The 19,374-nt window shown below is 60.3% G+C and carries 17 protein-coding genes; 15 read left to right on the forward strand and 2 right to left on the reverse strand.

Annotated features, from left to right (window positions below):
• Nucleotides 1–97: 97 nt before the first annotated feature.
• Nucleotides 98–910 carry a carbon-nitrogen hydrolase family protein gene (locus tag VDP81_RS13750; RefSeq protein ID WP_323012617.1) on the forward strand — a complete coding sequence of 271 codons (813 nt, stop codon included), beginning with the start codon at nucleotides 98–100 and terminating at the stop codon, nucleotides 908–910.
• 19 nt (nucleotides 911–929) lie between these two features.
• Entirely contained in the window at nucleotides 930–2,384 is a 1,455-nt protein-coding gene (gene tldD, locus VDP81_RS13755) for a metalloprotease TldD (protein ID WP_322995330.1), read from the forward strand.
• A gap of 25 nt (nucleotides 2,385–2,409) precedes the next feature.
• Here tldD and pncB read toward each other — a convergent pair whose 3' ends face one another.
• Both pncB and VDP81_RS13765 read right to left on the reverse strand, forming a co-directional pair.
• A complete protein-coding gene (gene pncB / locus VDP81_RS13760) occupies nucleotides 2,410–3,624 on the reverse strand; it encodes a nicotinate phosphoribosyltransferase (RefSeq protein ID WP_322995329.1) in 1,215 nt (404 codons plus the stop codon).
• 18 nt (nucleotides 3,625–3,642) lie between these two features.
• Nucleotides 3,643–6,483: a valine--tRNA ligase gene (locus VDP81_RS13765; RefSeq protein WP_416233260.1), complete on the reverse strand. Its 2,841-nt coding sequence runs from the start codon at nucleotides 6,481–6,483 to the stop codon at nucleotides 3,643–3,645.
• Between the two features lie 183 nt (nucleotides 6,484–6,666).
• On the opposite strand from VDP81_RS13765, the gene ndk reads away from it, so the two are divergent.
• The 13 genes from ndk (at nucleotide 6,667) to hflC (ending at nucleotide 19,364) form a co-directional block, all read left to right on the forward strand.
• Nucleotides 6,667–7,092, forward strand: a complete 426-nt coding sequence (gene ndk, locus VDP81_RS13770; protein WP_322995328.1) for a nucleoside-diphosphate kinase — start codon at nucleotides 6,667–6,669, stop codon at nucleotides 7,090–7,092.
• 56 nt (nucleotides 7,093–7,148) lie between these two features.
• Nucleotides 7,149–8,300 carry a 23S rRNA (adenine(2503)-C(2))-methyltransferase RlmN gene (rlmN, locus tag VDP81_RS13775; RefSeq protein ID WP_323012618.1) on the forward strand — a complete coding sequence of 384 codons (1,152 nt, stop codon included), beginning with the start codon at nucleotides 7,149–7,151 and terminating at the stop codon, nucleotides 8,298–8,300.
• Nucleotides 8,297–8,800, forward strand: coding sequence for a helix-turn-helix transcriptional regulator (locus tag VDP81_RS13780; RefSeq protein ID WP_323012619.1), 504 nt, complete (start codon nucleotides 8,297–8,299; stop codon nucleotides 8,798–8,800). Before rlmN ends, VDP81_RS13780 begins: the two co-directional genes overlap by 4 nt.
• Nucleotides 8,797–10,104, forward strand: a complete 1,308-nt coding sequence (gene ispG, locus VDP81_RS13785; RefSeq protein WP_323012620.1) for a flavodoxin-dependent (E)-4-hydroxy-3-methylbut-2-enyl-diphosphate synthase — start codon at nucleotides 8,797–8,799, stop codon at nucleotides 10,102–10,104. The genes VDP81_RS13780 and ispG overlap by 4 nt, the downstream gene beginning before the upstream one ends.
• Nucleotides 10,105–10,107: 3 nt before the next feature.
• Complete coding sequence (gene hisS / locus VDP81_RS13790) at nucleotides 10,108–11,391, forward strand: histidine--tRNA ligase (RefSeq protein ID WP_323012621.1); 1,284 nt, start codon at nucleotides 10,108–10,110, stop codon at nucleotides 11,389–11,391.
• 8 nt (nucleotides 11,392–11,399) lie between these two features.
• Nucleotides 11,400–12,038 carry a tetratricopeptide repeat protein gene (locus VDP81_RS13795; protein ID WP_322995324.1) on the forward strand — a complete coding sequence of 213 codons (639 nt, stop codon included), beginning with the start codon at nucleotides 11,400–11,402 and terminating at the stop codon, nucleotides 12,036–12,038.
• A 5-nt stretch (nucleotides 12,039–12,043) separates the two neighbouring features.
• Nucleotides 12,044–13,198 (forward strand): outer membrane protein assembly factor BamB, encoded by a 1,155-nt coding sequence (bamB, locus tag VDP81_RS13800; RefSeq protein WP_322995323.1) that lies wholly within the window; start codon nucleotides 12,044–12,046, stop codon nucleotides 13,196–13,198.
• Between the two features lies 1 nt (nucleotide 13,199).
• Nucleotides 13,200–14,585 (forward strand): ribosome biogenesis GTPase Der, encoded by a 1,386-nt coding sequence (der, locus tag VDP81_RS13805; protein WP_322995400.1) that lies wholly within the window; start codon nucleotides 13,200–13,202, stop codon nucleotides 14,583–14,585.
• Nucleotides 14,582–15,661: a histidinol-phosphate transaminase gene (hisC, locus tag VDP81_RS13810; protein ID WP_322995322.1), complete on the forward strand. Its 1,080-nt coding sequence runs from the start codon at nucleotides 14,582–14,584 to the stop codon at nucleotides 15,659–15,661. The genes der and hisC overlap by 4 nt, the downstream gene beginning before the upstream one ends.
• 96 nt (nucleotides 15,662–15,757) lie before the next feature.
• Complete coding sequence (hfq, locus tag VDP81_RS13815) at nucleotides 15,758–15,994, forward strand: RNA chaperone Hfq (protein ID WP_322995321.1); 237 nt, start codon at nucleotides 15,758–15,760, stop codon at nucleotides 15,992–15,994.
• A gap of 96 nt (nucleotides 15,995–16,090) precedes the next feature.
• Nucleotides 16,091–17,194 (forward strand): GTPase HflX, encoded by a 1,104-nt coding sequence (gene hflX / locus VDP81_RS13820; RefSeq protein WP_322995399.1) that lies wholly within the window; start codon nucleotides 16,091–16,093, stop codon nucleotides 17,192–17,194.
• Nucleotides 17,172–18,476 carry an FtsH protease activity modulator HflK gene (hflK, locus tag VDP81_RS13825; protein ID WP_416233261.1) on the forward strand — a complete coding sequence of 435 codons (1,305 nt, stop codon included), beginning with the start codon at nucleotides 17,172–17,174 and terminating at the stop codon, nucleotides 18,474–18,476. The genes hflX and hflK overlap by 23 nt, the downstream gene beginning before the upstream one ends.
• A gap of 9 nt (nucleotides 18,477–18,485) precedes the next feature.
• A complete protein-coding gene (gene hflC / locus VDP81_RS13830; protein ID WP_322995398.1) occupies nucleotides 18,486–19,364 on the forward strand; it encodes a protease modulator HflC in 879 nt (292 codons plus the stop codon).
• The last annotated feature ends 10 nt before the right edge of the window (nucleotides 19,365–19,374 follow it).

Genomic DNA, 19,374 nt, shown 5'->3' on the forward strand with positions numbered 1-19,374 from the left:
TTAATCAGATTTTCACATCGCCATGCAAGTTGATTTTGATTTTTTATGTATCAACTATTTAATGGCTGACCTGCACCAGGTTAAGGATAATTTAATTATGCGGAACAATGCATTTCCAGTGGCGGCAGTGCAGATGGTATCGGGGTTGTCGCTCGATGATAATCTTCAGCAGGCCGCCTATTGGATCAAGCTTGCTGCTCAGGCTGGCGCAAAACTAATTGCCTTGCCTGAATATTTTTGTTTTATGGGTCGTCGAGATCCCGATAAACTTGCTTTGGCAGAAGCCCCGGGGGCCGGCCCTATTCAGTCTTTTCTGGCAGACCAGGCAAAACAGCATGGCGTTTGGATGGTCGGCGGAACCTTGCCTTTGCATAGTCCCGATGCCGATCGTATCTACAATGCTTGTCTGGTTTTCGACCCCCATGGACAGCAGGCAGTACGCTACGACAAAATTCATTTGTTCGGGTTTCAAAAAGACACTGAATCCTATGACGAGTCCATTTCGATTCGTCCCGGGGATAATCCGCCGCAGGTCTTTTCCTTGCCTTTTGGGCGGATTTCGCTGGCCACCTGCTACGACCTGCGTTTTCCCGAACTGTTTCGCGCCCAGGGGGATGTGCGCCTGATGGTGCTGCCCGCCGCTTTTACATACACCACGGGTTCTGTACACTGGGAGGTATTGCTGCGCGCGCGCGCCATCGAGAACCAGTGTTATGTATTGGCCAGTGCCCAGGGTGGGACACACGAAAATGGCCGCCGTACCTGGGGGCATTCCATGTTGATCGACCCTTGGGGGGAGGTCTTGGATTGCCTGCCGGAAGGCCCTGGTGTCGTGTCGGGCGTGCTGGATATGGGTCGCCTGGATGCTGTGCGGCAGGCCTTGCCGGCCTTGAAGCATCGCGTTTTATAAGTTGGATGGATCATCACTGATGAAATTGATTGAACCGGGCCTGGATGCCCTGAATACTGCCCGTACCTTGCTGCTGGACCCCTGGGGGCTGGACGAATCCCATTTGGCGCGGGCTTTGTCCGAGATTCATAGCCACCGGGTGGATTATGCCGATTTGTATTTCCAATACAGTTGCTCCGAGAGCTGGGGCCTCGAAGAAGGCATTGTAAAAACCGGCAGCTTCTCTATTGATCAGGGGGTTGGGGTGCGAGCCGTCAGCGGTGAGAAAACTGCTTTTGCCTATTCTGATTCTCTGTCGCCAGAAGCCTTGATGTCGTCTGCCCAAGCGGTGCGTACCATTGCACGCCAGGGGGCGGGGCGCCGCCGGGTGGATGGCGGGCAGGAGACGCCACATCATCTGTATTCGGCAATCAATCCGGTCGAATCAATGACCGCCCCCGATAAAGTCGCCTTGCTCGAGCGTGTCGAGGCCATGGCGCGTGCCGCTGATCCAAGCATTATCCAGGTGATGGCGGGACTGGCGGCTGAATATGATGTGATGATGGTAGCGGGCAGCGATGGCCGGCTGGTGGCGGATGTCCGCCCGCTGGTGCGTCTGTCGGTCACCGTCATTGCCGAACACAAAGGCCGCCGCGAAATGGGTCACGGTGGCGGTGGCGGGCGTACTGGGCTGGCATACTTTACGGATGAGATTCTGCGCGGCTATGTGGATCGTGCGGTGCACGAGGCGCGGGTCAATCTTCAGGCGCGTCCGGCCCCGGCAGGTCAGATGACGGTGGTGTTGGGGTCTGGCTGGCCTGGGATTTTGCTGCACGAAGCTGTCGGCCATGGGCTAGAGGGCGACTTCAATCGCAAGGGCTCCAGCGTGTTTTCCGGGCGCATCGGCGAACAGGTCGCTTCGCGTGGTGTGACGGTGGTCGATGATGGCACGCTGCCCGATCGCCGTGGTTCGCTCAATGTCGATGACGAGGGTCACCCCACCCAGCGCAATGTCCTGATCGAAGACGGTATTTTGCGCGGCTATATGCAGGACTCCCTGAATGCCCGTCTGATGAAGCAGGCCCCCACGGGCAACGGACGCCGGGAATCCTATGCTCATTTGCCCATGCCGCGTATGACCAACACCTATATGCTGGCGGGCCAGGCTGATCCTCAGGAAATCATCCAGTCCGTGGAGCGCGGGCTGTATGCCGTGAACTTCGGCGGTGGTCAGGTCGATATCACCAGTGGCAAGTTTGTCTTTTCCGCCTCCGAGGCCTATCTGATCGAGAAAGGCAAGGTCACTTATCCCGTCAAGGGGGCCACGCTGATCGGCAGCGGGCCAGAGGCCATGCGCCGCATCGGCATGATAGGCCACGATCTGGCGCTGGATTCCGGGGTGGGAACTTGCGGCAAGGAAGGCCAAAGCGTGCCTGTCGGGGTGGGCATGCCGACCCTGCGCATTGATGGCCTGACCGTGGGTGGCACCGCCTGATTGATTGTGTCGATCGGCAGGCGGCTTAGTGGGGGTGGGCCGCCTGACCGAATACCTGTCGCAGATAGGCCAGGAACGTGGCATCTGTGCAGTGTTCCTTGCCTGGGCTGTCGGCCAGCTTTGCGGTGGGCATGCCGTTGCACTCGAACAGTTTCATCACGATATTCAAGGGCTTGGGGCCCAGGTCGTTGGTCAGGTTCGTGCCGATCCCAAAACCCAATTGCACCCGGTCGGCAAAGTGCCGATAAATCTCCAGTGCCTTGGGGATGTCCAGCCCGTCTGAAAAAACGAACCGCTTGGTGGCCGGGTCGATGCGCAAGGCTTGATAATGCGCGATGGCCTTTTCGCCCCAGATGAATGGATCGCCGGAATCATGCCGCAGGCCATCAAACAATTTCGCGAAATACAGGTCGAAATCTGCCAGAAAGGCATCCATGCCCACGACGTCGGTCAGGGCGATGCCCAGATCGCCGCGATATTCCTGCACCCAGTCTTCCAGCGCGCTGCGCTGGAAGTCGCGCAGGCGGACCTTGCCGAAGGCCTGATAGGATTGCAGGTATTCGTGGGCCATGGTGCCTACGGGGACCAGGCCGTGGGATTGGGCCAGCGCTACATTGGATGTGCCGGTGATGATGTTCGGGACGGCTTGGTGCAGGCGTTCGACGACCTCGGCCTGCCAGGTGCGGGAAAAACGGCGGCGCAGACCGAAATCAGATATCTGCAAGGGAAATCTGCGTGGCGGTTCTGTGGAAAAATCATGCAGCAGCGCGATTTTTTCCTGAAGCCTGCGCCGTCCTTCGGCCAGGGTGTCCGGGGTTTGATATCGACGAAAATAGAGCTCGTTGACAATCGCCAGCACAAAAATCTCGAAGCCCATGACGTGGACCTGCGGGCCGCGCGCGACGATATTCAGGGCATCGCCATCTGTGCTGATGTCGATGAATCGGCGTTGAAAATGAAACAGCGACAGAAAGTCGACAAAATCAGATTTTATATAGCGTAGGCCAGCCAGATAATCCAGTTCGGACTGGCTGAATCGCAGTGTGCACAGATGGTCGATCTGCTGACGGATCTCGGGCGCCAGATCCGCCAGCGGGTGGGCTGGCGGATGGCGGCTGATGAAACGATATTCGGCCTGCGCCGCCGGGTGCCGGTGCAGCATGGTCTGCCACATGGTGAACTTATACAAATCCGTGTCCAGCAAGGACTCGATCACGGGTTTGAAGGGGGGGGCGACCATGAAGCGCGGCTCCTTTGTCTAGGCTTGCAGGCGGATGCGTTGGGCGCGCACGCGATCCAGGGTTTCGCCAAACTGCACCAGGCGTGCCTTTTCCTGATCGACCACGGCCGCTGGGGCGCGTTCGATGAAGCTGCTATTGGATAGCTTGCCATTGGCCTTGGCGATTTCCTTTTCCAGTCGATCGATTTCCTTGTCCAGGCGGGCGCATTCGGCGGCGATATCGATTTCTACGTGCAGCATCAGCTGGGTGGTGCCCACTACCTGCACCGGGGCGCCCAGATCAGGTAGCTGGTCGACTGCCTGGACGTTTTCCAGGCGTGCCAGGGCCATCAGATATGGTGCCAGTTCAGCCAGGTCGGTGGTGGCGCCCTGGACCAGCAGGGGTACCCGCTGACTGGGGACGAGGCTCATTTCGCCCCGCAAGGCCCGGATGGCATCGGTCAGGGATTTGAACTCGGTCATCAATTGGGCGGCCTCGGGGGCCAACAGCACGTCGTTGGTTTGGGGAAAGGCCTGGACGCTGATGCTGGCAGGGGTGTCGGCCTGGCGTACCCCAGCCGCCACGGAGACTTTTTGCCAGAGCTCTTCGGTGATGAAGGGCATGATGGGGTGAACCAGGCGCAGCAAAGTTTCCAGCACATGGATTAGCGTGCGCCGGGTTGCAGCCTGCTGGATGGCGTCGCCCGTATTCAGGCGGACCTTGGCGAGTTCCAGGTACCAGTCGCAGTATTCGTCCCAGATGAAGTGATACAGGCGATCAGCCACCTGATCGAAGCGATACTGGGCGAAGCCGGTGTGTACGTCGGTGATTAGCTGCTGCAGGCCGTCGATGATCCATCGGTCGGCAAATGACAGGTCGTTTGGCTGGGCTTGGCCCAAGGGGTGGCCTTCGACGTTCATCAGCACAAAACGGGTCGCATTCCAGAGCTTGTTGCAGAAATTGCGGTAGCCCTCGCAGCGCTTCAGGTCGAAATTGATGTTGCGCCCCAGGGTGGCATAGGCCGCCATGGTAAAGCGCAGGGCATCGGCGCCATAGGCCGGAATCCCATCGGGATAGTCCTTGCGCGTGCGCTTGCGGATGGAATCGGCCTGTTTCGGGTTCATCAGGCCTGCGGTGCGTTTGGCCAGCAGGGGTTCCAGGGCAATGCCGTCGATCAGATCCACCGGATCAATGGTGTTGCCCTTGGATTTGGACATTTTCTTGCCTTCCATGTCGCAGACCAGTCCGTGAACATAGACTGTGCGAAAGGGCACCTGGCCGGTCTGGTGCATGCTCATCATGATCATGCGGGCGACCCAGAAGAAAATGATGTCAAACCCCGTGACCAGCACCCCGGATGGCAGATAACGCGTCAGATCGGGCGTCTGGTCAGGCCAGCCCAGGTCGGTGAACGGCACCAGGGCGGATGAAAACCAGGTATCCAGCACATCGGAATCACGCGTCAAGGGGCCGGTGACGCCGGCCTCGCGGGCCTGGCGCTCGGCGTCCTCGGCAGATTTCGCCACAAAGATGCGGCCGTCCTCGGCATACCAGGCCGGGATCTGGTGGCCCCACCAAAGTTGGCGGGAGATGCACCAGTCCTGGATTTTTTCCAGCCATTGGTTATAGGTGGTGGTCCAGTTTTCCGGCACGAATTGCACCCGGCCATCGGCCACGACCTCCAGCGCCACCTGGGTGATGCTTTTGCCTGGGTGCAGGCTATCAGCAGGGGCAGGTTGGCTCATGGCCACGAACCACTGGTCGGTCAGCATGGGCTCGATGATGCTGTTGGTGCGATCGCCGCGCGGCACCATCAGCTTGTGGTCGCGTACTTGCAGCAGCAGGCCTTGGGATTCCAGGTCCGATACGATCTGCTTGCGGGCGGCAAAGCGGTCAAGGCCACGATAGGCTGCCGGGGCATCCTCGCAGACCTTGGCATCCAGCGTCAGCACGCTGATCATGGGCAGGCCGTGGCGCTGGCCCACGGCGTAGTCGTTGAAATCGTGGGCGGGGGTGACTTTGACCACGCCAGTGCCGAAATCCCGGTCGACATAATCATCGGCAATCACGGGGATCTCGCGGCCGACCAGCGGCAGGACGACGGTCTGGCCAATCAGGTGGGCATAGCGTTCGTCTTCGGGGTGGACCATGACGGCTACGTCGCCCAGCATGGTTTCAGGCCGGGTGGTGGCCACGACCAGATGGGTCAACCCCGCCACCGGGATGCTCAGGGGGTAGCGGATTTCCCACATGTGGCCGTCTTCTTCGGCGCTGACGACTTCCAGGTCGGAGACTGCGGTGCCCAGCACCGGGTCCCAGTTGACCAGGCGCTTGCCACGGTAGATCAGGCCTTGTTCGTACAGCCGGACGAAGACCTCGACGACGCCGCGCGAAAGGCGCTGGTCCATGGTGAAGTATTCGCGCGTCCAGTCGCACGATGAACCCAGGCGGCGAAATTGCCCGGTGATGGTATTGCCGGATTGTTCTTTCCAGGCCCAGACGCGATCCAGAAATTTATCGCGGCCCAGGTCATGGCGCGACACGCCTTCGGCATCCAGTTGGCGCTCGACCACGATCTGGGTGGCAATCCCGGCATGGTCGGTGCCTGGGATAAAGACCGTATCGTCGCCGTTCATGCGGTGGTAGCGGATCAGGCCATCCATGATGGTCTGATTGAAGGCATGGCCCATATGCAGGGTGCCCGTGACATTGGGCGGCGGAAACTGGATGGCAAAGGGCGTGGATGCCCGGCCGGGTGCAGGGGCGACATGCTGTCCCCCGGCAAACAGGCCTTGTTGGTTCCAGTAGGCATACCAACGGGACTCGATGTCCTGGGGTTCGAAGCTTTTGGGCAGGGAGGCGGAAGAAGAGTCGCTCATGGGATTGGGCAGCGAAAAAACGATTATTGTAGGCGGATGACCCGCGAAAGGCGCATGGTAAAATGCACGGTTGACCGTACGCATCAATGCAGCCCTGTATCGGGATTTGCGATTGCGCGGGTTTCATTCTACCTTTTCACCAGAGAAATCCTTTTTCTCCGTTTTTTATCGGAAAACTCCGTCATGGCTATTGAACGCACCCTCTCCATCATTAAACCCGATGCCGTTGCCAAAAACGTCATCGGCCAGATCGTCGCCCGTTTCGAAAAGGCCGGTCTGACAGTGGTCGCCGCCCGTTTGCAACAGCTCTCGCGCAGCGAAGCCGAGCGCTTCTATGGCGTGCACAAAGAGCGCCCCTTCTTCAAGGATCTGGTGGATTTCATGGTTTCCGGCCCGGTTTTCGTCCAGGTTCTGGAAGGCGAATCCGCCATTGCCAAAAACCGCGATCTGATGGGCGCCACCGACCCGAAGAAGGCCGAAGCCGGCACGATTCGCGCCGACTTTGCCGACAGCATCGATGCCAACGCCGTGCACGGTTCGGATGCCCCGGAAACCGCTGCTGTTGAAATTGCTTTCTTCTTCCCCGAAAGCAACGTTTTCAGCCGTTAATTGTCGGCTGACGGCCCTTGTTGATGCGGGGGCCTTTGTTTGATTGCCTGAAGCTCATGTCTGATACTGAATTGATCAATGTCCTGGGGCTGGACCCCGCCGCACTGCAGTCCCTGGTCGCTCAATGGGGAGGCAAGCCCTTTCGTGCGCGCCAGTTGTCGCAGTGGGTGCACCAGCGTGGGGCGGATCATTTCTCCGACATGAGCGATCTGGCCAAAGAGTTTCGTGCGCAGCTGGGCGCCCATTGCGTTGTCCAGGCGCCGCCACTGAATTTCCAAAAGCACTCGACCGACGGCACCCGCAAGTGGCTGTTCGATATGGGTGCGGGCAATGCCATTGAAACCGTCTATATCCCCGAGGACGATCGTGGCACCCTTTGTATTTCCAGCCAGGCAGGCTGCACGGTGGCCTGTCCGTTTTGCTCCACGGGTTATCAGGGTTTCAGCCGTAATCTCACCACCGCCGAAATCATCGGCCAGCTGTGGTATGCCAATCGCGCCCTGCACGACGACCCCCAGGCCGCCCGCCTCAATGGTCCTGCGGCCGATGCCCGACGCGCTGTCAGCAATGTGGTCATGATGGGCATGGGCGAACCTTTGCTGAATTACGACCAGGTGCTGGGCGCTTTGCGCCTGATGGTCGATGACCATGCCTATGGCCTGTCGCGTCGGCGCGTCACCGTGTCCACTTCCGGCGTCGTGCCCATGATCGATCGCCTGGCGCAGGATTGCCCCGTGGCGCTGGCCGTGTCGCTGCATGCGCCCAATGATGCCTTGCGGGATCGTCTGGTGCCGCTCAACCGAAAATATCCGCTGGCGCAGTTGCTGGATGCTTGCAACCGCTACCTCGAAGTCGCGCCGCGTGACTTCATCACGTTTGAATACATCATGCTCGATGGCGTCAACGATGCCGACGAGCAAGCGCAAGAGCTGATTCAGATCGCTCGCCAGGTGCGCTGCAAATTCAATCTGATTCCGTTTAATCCCTTCCCGCAATCTGGCCTGAAACGCTCGCCATCCGCCCGTATCCGTCTGTTTGCCCAGCAGTTGACCGATGCGGGGCTGGTGGTCACGGTGCGCAAGACCCGGGGCGACGATATCGATGCGGCTTGTGGTCAACTGGCCGGCGAGGTCAAGGACCGCACCCGCATCAACGAACGCCTGCCAGACAGGGCCCGCATTGTCATACGCAAAAAGGAAAATGGATGAGTGACCTCTCTGACGATCTGCTGTCGCCCGCTGCGGCCAGCGGCGCTGAAAGCCTGTCGGTAGGCGAGACCCTCAAGCGCCTGCGCGAGACGCGTGGCCTGACGCTGCCCGAGGTTTCCGCACGGATCAAATACTCCGCCGTGCAACTGGGGTATCTCGAATCCTGCGACTGGAGCCGTCTGCCCGAAGGCGTACCCCTGCGTGGGTTGGTGCGTAATTACACCCGTTTTCTAGGTGCGGATACCGATGCATTGCTGCGTTTGCTGGACCAGGCAGTCGGTTCGACGCGGCCGACGCCTGTGGCCAGCAGTTCGCTGGGCACGCGGCGGGTCATCCAGCAATCCGACAAGAGCGCCCGCGGTGAACCTGCCCATCGCACCTGGGCCTGGCTGCTGCTGTTATTGGTTTTATTTGCCGTGGCCGGGGTGTATGCCATCAATCGGGGGTGGGTACCTGACGAGTGGCTGATTTTTGATTGGTTGAAGGCTTTGCGCCCATGATGTCCGATTCTGTTGTGACCGAGCCCGCCGCCGCAGCGCGTCGGCCCACGCGTGCGGTGGACGTGCGCTGGGGCGATCATGTGGTGCGTGTGGGGGGGGATGCGCCGGTGGTGGTGCAGTCCATGACCAACACCGATACCGCCGATGCCCAGGCGACGGCCCGCCAGGTGCAGGAACTCTGGCAGGCGGGTTCGGAACTCGTCCGGGTCACGGTCAACACTCCCGAGGCCGCCGCCCAGGTCGCGGCTCTGCGCGAGGCCCTGGATGGCATGGGCGTGCCTGTGCCCCTGGTGGGGGATTTTCACTATAACGGGCATAAACTCCTGACTCAGTTTCCGGACTGTGCCCAGGCGCTGTCAAAATATCGCATCAACCCCGGCAATATGGGGGCGGGTAAACATCGCGACGATAACTTCGCCCAAATGATCGAGGTCGCCTGCCGCTACGACAAGCCGGTGCGTATCGGGGTCAACTGGGGCAGCCTGGACCAGGTACTGCTGGCCCGGATGATGGATGACAATGCCGCCCGTGCCCAGCCCTGGACGGCAGGCGCCGTCATGCGCGAGGCCCTGGTGGTGTCGGCCATCAGCAATGCCGAGCGTGCCCAGCAGCTGGGCTTGGCGGGCAATGCGATCGTGCTGTCCTGCAAGGTCAGTCACGTGCAGGATTTGATCACGGTGTATCGGGACCTGTCCCAGCGCTGTGATTATCCCCTGCACCTGGGCTTGACCGAGGCGGGCATGGGCTCCAAGGGCATCGTGGCGTCTACTGCCGCCTTGGCCGTGCTGCTGCAGCAGGGCATTGGCGACACGATCCGTATTTCCCTGACGCCTGAACCTGGCGGCGACCGTTGCCGCGAGGTCATTGTGGCCCAGGAAATCCTGCAGACCATGGGCTTGCGGGCTTTCACCCCGATGGTGGTGGCCTGCCCAGGGTGTGGCCGGACCAGCAGCACCGTGTTCCAGGAACTCGCGGCCAGCATCCAGGACTACCTGCGCAATCAGATGCCGGTCTGGAAGCATCATTATCCTGGGGTCGAAAACATGCACGTGGCCGTCATGGGCTGTGTCGTCAATGGTCCTGGCGAGAGCCGTCATGCCGATATCGGCATCAGCCTGCCGGGCACGGGTGAAATCCCATCCGCCCCGGTCTATGTCGATGGCAAGCGTGTCGTCACCCTCAAGGGCGACTCCATCGCCCAGGAATTCAAGCAAATCGTTGAAGATTACGTGGCGCGGCGCTACGGACAGTGCGGGCAGGCGCCTGCGCATCGTCCCGGCGTCGTGGCGCGTCAGACAGAGTAGTTCATGTCCGCATTTAAAAAAGTCGCCGGCCTGACCGGCATGAAAGATACATTGCCGCCCGAGTCCGCACAGTGGGAGTCCCTTGAGGCCCTGGTGCGCGACTGGCTGGCCGCCTATGGCTACCAGAACATGCGCACGCCGATACTTGAGCAGACACGGCTGTTTGCGCGTGGGATCGGCGAAGTCACCGATATTGTCGAAAAGGAAATGTATTCCTTTGTCGATCCGCTGAACGACGAGCGCCTGACCATGCGGCCAGAGTTCACCGCCGGTATCGTGCGTTCGGCCATCGAGCATAATTTTCTGTATGACCGGCCGCGCCGCATTTACGCCATGGGTCCGGTGTTTCGCCACGAGCGTCCTCAACGGGGCCGCTACCGTCAGTTTCACCAGATCGACGTCGAGGCTTTGGGTTTTTCCGGCCCCGACGTGGATGCCGAACTGATTCTCATGCTGGCGCGTTTGTGGCGCCTGATGGGGTTGGATGATATTCGCCTGGAGCTTAACTCTCTGGGTCAGGCGGCTGAACGCGCAGCCCATCGTGCGGCCTTGATCGCACACCTGGAAAAACATATGGATGTGCTGGACGAGGAAGCCCGTCGCCGTATGCACGTCAATCCTTTGCGGGTGCTGGATACCAAGAACCCTGCCATGCAGGACATGGCCAACAGCGCGCCGCGCCTGTTTGATTTTCTGGGCGAAGAATCTCTCGCGCACTATCAGGGGCTGTGTGCCCGTTTGGATGATGCCGGGATCTCCTACACGCTCAATCCGCGTCTCGTTCGAGGCCTGGATTATTACAATCTCACCGTTTTTGAATGGGTCACCGATCGCCTGGGTGCCCAGGGCACGGTCTGCGGCGGCGGACGCTATGATGGCCTGATCGAACTGCTGGGGGGCAAGCCCGCCCCGGCGGTGGGGTTTGCCATCGGCATGGAGCGCTTGTTGGATCTCTGGACCCAACAGGCCGAGGTCGCGCCTGCAGCCGAGTGCCAGGTCTATCTGATCCACCAAGGAGACGCCGAGCAGCGCTGCGCTGCGCGTCTGGCAGAGTCCCTGCGGGATGCCGGGCTGCGGGTACTTGTCCATGCAGGCTCGGCTGGGTTTAAATCACAGTTTCGTCGGGCTGACGCCAGCGGTGCAATGGCAGCCGTCATTCTCGGTGCGGACGAACTGAGCAATAGTGCCGCATCGGTCAAGTGGCTGCGCGCCGACGACTCAGGCAGTGCGCAGCAAGAAACCGTCGCATTTGGCCAGTTGGCCGATTATCTCAAGCAAAGGATCTGATTTCAGGCATGGCATACGATCTCGAAGAACAGGAAAAACTCGACGCACTGAAAGCCTGGTGGGAACGCTATGGCACGCTCAGCATGGTGCTGGTGCTGGCCGTGGTGGTCGCTTTTGCCGGTTGGCGGGGCTGGCAGTGGTACGCCTCGCACCAGGCGTCCCAGGCCATGGGCTACTACGAGGCGCTTGAGACCGCCGCCAGCCAGTCTGGCGAGGACTCGGTCGCCCGCATCAAGGCCGCCAGCACGGCCTTGCGGGATGATTACCCTGGTTCCGGCTACACGGCGCGCGGGGTATTGGTCGCGGCTTGGGCCCTGCAGAGCCAAAAAGACCTGGATGGTGCGCGTGAGCAGCTGGAATGGCTGGTCCGGGATAGCCAGTCGCCCGCTTTGCAGGCCGTCGCCCGCTTGCGTCTGGCCGGTGTCCTGTTGGCACAGCAACAATACGAGCCTGCGCTTGCTCAGGTTCAGGATAAGGTGCCTACCGGTTTCGCCGGCCTGTATGCCGACCGCCGAGGTGATATTCTGGCGGCCTTGGGGCGCCTGGATCAGGCAACCGAGGCCTGGCATGAAGCCCTGACCGCGTTTGGCGCAGATCCCGCTGCCCAGATTGTTCAACTGAAAATCGATGCCCTGAACGGAGCCTGATTCCCATGCATATTCCTGTTCGACTGTTTCGCGCTGCAGTGCTTGGCCTGGCTGTGGCAGGCTTGGCAGGTTGCGGCCTGTTTTCCACGACGGATGCCCGATTCGATCCGGCCGAACTCACCGAGTATGCGCCTGCGCTGGCCGCTTCTACCCGTTGGTCTACTGCCATCGGCAGTGGCGGCGATTATGGTTTTTCACCCCAGTTGGTGGGCGATGCGGTGTATGCCGCAACCCCTTCGGGGGCAGTGGCAGCGGTGGACCTCAATTCTGGCGCGATCCGCTGGCGTGTCGCAAGCGACCAGCCTTTGCAGGCGGGTGTCGGCAGCAACGGCAATACCACCGCAGTCGTCACCCAGGCGGGCGTCGTCGTTGCCTATGATGCCCAGGGCCAGGAACGCTGGCGTGCCCAGGCTGCCAGCGCGGTCAATATCCCGCCGGCCGTGGGCAATGGCGTGGTAGTGGTGCGCACGACCGATTACCGGATTCAGGCCTTCGACGAGGCCAGTGGCAAGTTGCGCTGGTCCGTGCAGCGGCCCGGTCCCGCACTGGCCTTGCGCACCAGTATCCGCATGGTGATGGTGCCCAATATATTGGTGGCCGGCATGCCCAATGGTCGCTTGTTGGTGATTGATACGGCATCTGGTGCGGTGCGCTGGGAAGGCACCGTGTCGGCCTCGCGTGGCGCATCGGATTTAGAGCGCATCACCGATGTCGTGGGTGAACCCTTGGCGTTGGGGCCTTTGTTGTGCGGCACCAGCTATCAGGGGCGCACCACATGCTTTGATATTTCCCAGGGGGGGCGCCCCATCTGGGCTCAGGATGTGTCCTCAGCCACTGGGCTGGGCTCGGACGGACAGAATATTTATCTGGCGGATTTGCGGGATACGGTCCATGCCCTGGCCCTGCAAGACGGTCAGGAATACTGGAAACAGCCCGCTTTGCTCAATCGCCGCCTGACCGCCCCCGCCTTTGCCGGCAAGACGGTGGCCTTTGGCGACTACGAGGGCTATCTGCACTTTCTGTCGCGGGCGGATGGCAGGCTGTTGGGCCGCATACAGCTGGGCGGCGGGGCAATCCAGTCCGCCCCGCTGTCCACCGCCCGAGGCATTGTCGTTCAGACCGGGGCGGGTAACCTTATTTTGGTGGGTGTCAGTGACTGACCTGCATTTCAAACCGGTAGTGGCCCTGGTTGGCCGCACCAACGTCGGTAAATCGACTCTGTTCAATCGCCTGACCCGTTCGCGGGCGGCTCTGGTGGCAAATATCTCGGGCCTGACCCGCGACCGCCACTATGGCGAAGGCCGGGTCGGTGATCGGCCTTTCATTGTGGTGGATACCGGCGGCTTCGAACCTGTCGCCACCCGCGGTATTCTGGTCGAGATGGCGCGCCAGACCGCCCAGGCGATTGCCGAATCCGATGTTGTGCTGTTTCTGGTGGATGCCCGCGAAGGCATCAACGCCCACGACCATGAAATTGCCCGCTTGCTGCGCAAGTCCGGCCAGCGCGTTTTGCTGGTGGTGAATAAATCCGAGGGCATGCGCGATCACGGGACACTCAGCCAGTTCCATGAATTGGGCCTGGGCCAGCCGCACCCGATTTCTGCAGCCCATGGCGATGGCATCCCCGATCTGGTCGATCAAGCCTTGCAGCCCCTGCTGCAGGCGGCCAGCAATGCCCAGGATGCAGAAGCAGCGGGCGATGATGATGCTTTCGACCCGGATGCGGTGGTTGACCATCGTATCAAGCTGGCCATTGCCGGGCGGCCCAATGTCGGCAAATCCACGCTGATCAACACGCTGGTTGGCGAAGATCGTGTGATTGCCTACGATCTGCCGGGCACCACCCGGGATGCCATCGAGATTGAATTCCAGCGTGGCGAAAAACGCTACACCCTGATTGATACTGCCGGGCTGCGGCGGCGCGGCAAGGTCTTCGAAACCATTGAAAAGTTTTCCGTCATCAAAACCTTGCAGGCCATCGAGGCGTCCAATGTCGTCTTGTTGCTGATCGATGCCGAGTCCGGGATTTCGGATCAGGACGCGCATATTGCCGGTTTCGCTGCCGAGGCAGGGCGTGCTTTGGTTGTGGGGCTGAACAAATGGGATGCCATTGATCGCGAACAGCGCGAATGGGTGCAACGCGAATACGACCGCAAGCTCCGTTTTCTGTCATTTGCCAAAATGCTGCACCTGTCGGCCCTGAAGGGGCAGGGTATCGGCCCGGTCTTGAAGGCCGTCGATGCCGCGCATGCGGCGGCCTTCGCCAAGCTCTCCACCCCGAAACTTACCCGCGTCCTGCAGGCCGCCGTCGAGCAGCAGCAGCCTCCGCGCAAGGGTATTTTCCGTCCCAAGATGCGCTATGCCCATCAAGGCGGGCAAAATCCCCCCCGCATCATCATCCACGGCAATGCCCTGGATGCCGTGCCGGACTCTTACCGCCGCTATCTCGAAGGTCAGTTCCGCGAGGCCTTCAAGCTCGATGGCACGCCCCTGAGCGTCGAATTCAAGTCTTCGCACAACCCTTATCTGAAGGACAACAATAAGTGAGCACGCTCTGGAGCGATCACATTGCCGGATTGATCCCCTATGTGCCTGGTGAACAGGCCCGGATACCCAATCTGCTGAAGCTCAACACCAACGAGAACCCATACGGGCCATCCCCCAAGGCGATTGCAGCCATGCGGGCGGCCCTGGGCGACGACCTGCGGCTGTATCCCGATCCCCATGGCACGGCGCTGCGACGGGTGATCGCCCGGCGTTATCGTTTAGAGCCCGACCAGGTGTTTCTGGGCAATGGCTCGGACGAAGTGCTGGCGCATGTATTCAACGCCTTTTTTCTGCGGGGTGGGCGGCCTTTGTGGCTGCCGGACATTACCTACAGCTTCTATCGGACGTATTGTCGCTTCTTCGAAGTGCCGCACCGCCTGATTCCGCTGGCGGGAGACTTTACGCTGCGCCTGCAGGACTACACCGAGGCCGCCGATCAAGAGCCCGTCGGCATTATCTTCGCCAATCCCAATGCGCCCACGGGCTGCGTGCTGGACCTGGATGCCATCCGCCAGATTACACTGGCGCATCCAGATAGCACGGTGGTGGTGGACGAGGCCTACGTGGATTTCGGCGCACAGTCGGCGGCGGTCCTGATTCGCGAACTGCCCAATATTCTGGTCGTGCATACGCTCTCAAAGTCCCGTGCTTTGGCCGGGCTCAGGGTAGGCTATGCGATGGGCTCGCCGGACTTGATCGCCGGGCTGGTGCGGGTCAAGGACAGCTTTAATTCCTATCCCCTGGATCGGGTGGCCCTGGCGGGCGCCCAGGCAGCCATCGAGGACGAGGACTGGTTCGACCAGAGCTGCCAGGCCGTGGTGAATGCCCGCGAGAGCCTGGCTCAAAAACTGCGCTCCCTGGGCTTTACGGTGCTGCCTTCCCTGACGAATTTTCTCTTTGTGACCCACCGGACCCAGGAAGCAGCCGACATTGCTCGCAAGCTGCGCGATGAGGGCATTCTGGTGCGTCACTTTCAGGCGCCGCGCATTGATCAATACCTGCGCATCACGGTCGGTACGCCTGAACAATGCACGCGCTTGTGTGATACGCTGAAAAGCATTCTGGCGGCAGCCTGAGCAATTCACCCGGGCTAATTCCGGTGCTTATGCTGCAGCGCACGAAACGCATTAAAATAACTCGACACTATAACTTCAATAACTGGAGCCTCGTCCATGAGCAACAAAGGGCAAATTCTTCAAGACCCGTTCCTCAACGCTTTGCGCAAGGACCACGTGCCCGTGTCCATCTATCTTGTCAACGGGATCAAACTGCAGGGCCAGGTCGAATCTTTCGATCAATACGTCGTGCTGTTGCGCAATACGGTCACGCAAATGGTCTACAAGCATGCTATTTCCACAGTCGTTCCGGCACGCCCGGTTGCTTTCCAGGTGGACGACTCTGCTGAATAATTTCCCGGTTGCACCGGTGCAACCGATACCCGCCATGCTGCCTGCATCGGCGGGTCTTCATTTTTCCTTGCCCCTGAATCACAGGGGGGCATGCGTATGATTTCCTTGGTGATCAGCGTCGATCTGGGCGAACCCGATTACGCCGCCCACGCCGAGGAATTCCTCATGTTGGCCAGCGGTGCCGGGGCCGAGATCGCCGAAGTCCTGGTGGCCCGCCGCAGCCGACCGGATGCGGCGGGGTTCATCGGTTCCGGGAAAATCGAAGAAGCCGCCGCCCTGGTCCAGGCAACTGGGGCCGAGGTCGTCTTGTTCGACCAGTCTCTCAGTCCGGCTCAACAGCGTAATCTCGAACGCAAGCTGGGGGTCCGGGTGGTTGATCGTGTCGCCCTGATCCTGGATATTTTTGCGTTACGGGCCAAAAGCCACGAAGGCAAACTGCAGGTGGAGCTGGCCCAGCTGCAGCACTTGTCCACCCGCCTGACCCGCATGTGGACCCACCTGGAACGCCAAAGCGGCGGTATCGGGGTGCGTGGGCCGGGCGAGTCCCAGCTCGAAACCGATCGGCGTTTGATCGGGGAACGGGTGCGAGCCTTAAAAGAACGTCTGGATCGGGTACAACGACAGCGCCTGACGCAGCGCCGCGCACGGGTGCGTGGTCAGACCCTGTCAGTGTCCCTGGTCGGGTATACCAATGCGGGTAAATCCACGCTTTTCAATGCGTTGACGCGGGCGGACGCCTATGCCGCCGATCAACTTTTTGCGACGTTGGACACCACCACGCGGCGGGTCTGGATCGAGGGGGCAGGGCAGGTTGTGGTATCCGATACGGTGGGTTTCATCCGTTCCTTGCCCACCATGCTGATTGCCGCCTTCCGGGCCACCCTCGAGGAAACCATTCATGCGGATCTGTTGCTGCACGTGATCGATGCGGCCAGCCCTCAGCGGGACGAGCAGGCGGCCGAGGTCAATCAGGTGTTAAAGGAAATCGGCGCTGACGAGATTCCTCAGATCCGCGTCTATAACAAAATCGACATGGCGGGATATGAACCCCGGGTCGAGCGAAATGAACATGGTACGATTGCGCGAGTCTTCGTCAGTGCCCTGCAACGCAGTGGCCTGGACGGATTGAGGCAGTCGATAGCAGAATTTAAGGGACCAACGGTAAACAATGCGTGGAATGAAACTGTTCAACCTGAATGATCCGGGCTGGGGGCGCGGACAGCAGAACCAGGATGGCGACCCGTCGGGCAGGCCTAAAGGCAATAATGATGGCCCCCCCGATCTTGACCAAGTCTGGCGCGATTTCAATAATCGCCTGACTGGCTTTTTTGGGCGTAAGGGCGGCGGGCGTGGCCCGCGCATGCCATCGGGTGGCGGCGGCTTGCCGTCTATGCCGGGCCCATCGCCGCGGTTTGTGATCTTGCTGATTATTGCCGGCGTTTTGTTGTGGCTGGCCAGTGGTTTCATGATTGTCCAGGAAGGCCAGGTGGCGGTGGTGACGCGTTTTGGCAAGTACGTGCACACCCTTAGCCCCGGCCTGCAGTGGCGCATGCCGTATCCCATCGAAAACTCCCAGGACGTCAATATTGCACGTCTGCGGACTTTCGAAGTCGGGTTTCGTGGCTCGGCGCGCAATAAGGTTCTTTCCGAATCCCTGATGCTGACCAACGACGAAAACATCGTTGATGTGCAGTATGTCGTGCAGTATCGCCTGCGACCCGATGGCGCACCTGATTATTTGTTCAATACAAATCAACCGGATGAATCCGTGCGCCAGGCGGCCGAAACCGCCATGCGCGAGGTCGTCGGCAGCAAGCCCATGGACTTTGTTTTGTATTCCGGTCGAACCGAGGTCGCCTCTGAGGTCCAGTCGCAGGCCCAGAAAATCCTCAATCGATACGACACAGGGATCGAGATATCCACGGTGGCCATCCAGAACGTCCAGCCGCCCGAACAGGTCCAGGCTGCGTTTGACGATGCCGTCAAGGCCGGTCAGGATCGCGAGCGTCAGATCAACGAAGGCAATGCCTATGCCTCCAAGGTCCTGCCCGAGGCCGAAGGCCAGGCAGCGCGCATGGTTCAGGACGCCGAGGGCTATAGCGCTCAGGTCATCGGTCAGGCCCAGGGTGATACCTCGCGCTTCAGCAGCGTAGCGGCCGAATACAACAAGGCGCCTGCCATTACCCGTGAACGTATTTATCTGCAGACCATGCAGGATATCTTCACCGATACGGCCAAGGTCATGATCGATGCGCCCGTCGGCAACAATATGTTGTATCTGCCGCTGGATAAAATCATGCAGCAGGCGGCGTCCGGCAGTAGTCCATCAGCAGCCACCTCGTCAGCAGGCTCATCCAGCAGTTCCCCCGTCAGTACGGCAGGTGCGGCCCATGCCGCCAACCAGGCTTCCTCGTCTGGCACCCCAGCGCGTGGCGTTCCGTCCGGCCTGGATTCGCTGATGTCTAGCCCGTACTCGAACTAGGAGCCCATGATGCAACGTTTTTTTCCTGCCCTGGTCGGTCTGGTATTGTTGGTTGCGGCGCTCTCGTCGTGCCTGTATATCGTGCCGATGCGCGATTATGCCCTGCTGTTCGCTTTGGGTGAGGTCCGCGAGACCATCACCCAGCCGGGGCTTTATTTCAAATATCCACCACCCTTTGAAAACGTCGTTTATCTGGATAAGCGCCTGCAGACCATCGAAAGCCGCGACCCGGAACGCATCCAGACCGCCGAAAAGAAAAACCTGCTGATCGATTCGTATGTCAAATGGCGGATTTCCGATCCGCGTCTGTACTACGTCACTTTCGGTTCCAACAGCGGGGCGGCAGTCGAACGGCTGCAGGCCCAGATCCGCGACGCCCTGAATGCGGCCGTCAACGTACGCACTGTGAAGCAGGTCGTGTCCAGCGATCGTGATGCCATCACCCGCGAAATTCAGGCGTCCGTGGCTCAGCGGGCCAAGCCCCTGGGGGTGGATGTGGTCGATGTGCGCCTGCGCCGCATCGATTTCACCCCTGAAATTTCCGAATCCGTCTATCGCCGCATGGAAGCCGAGCGCAAGCAAGAAGCCAACCGTCTGCGCGCCAGTGGTGCTGCCGACAGCGAACGCATTCGTGCCGAGGCTGACCGCAAACGTCAGGAAGTCCTGGCCAAGGCTTATGCCGAATCTCAGGCAAAGCGTGGTAACGGGGATGCGACTGCGGCCGCCATCTATGCTGAATCCTATGGCAAGGATTCCGAGTTCTACAGCTTTTACAAGAGCCTGGATGCCTATCGTGCGGCATTCTCCGGTTCTGGCAGCACGCTGGTCCTGAGCCCGGACTCCGACTTCTTCCGCTACTGGGATCGCACCCAGCCGAAGCAGGACTAAGGGCCGTCAT

Origin of the sequence: Castellaniella sp. (assembly GCF_034675845.1) — a bacterium.
Taxonomy (GTDB): domain Bacteria; phylum Pseudomonadota; class Gammaproteobacteria; order Burkholderiales; family Burkholderiaceae_B; genus Castellaniella.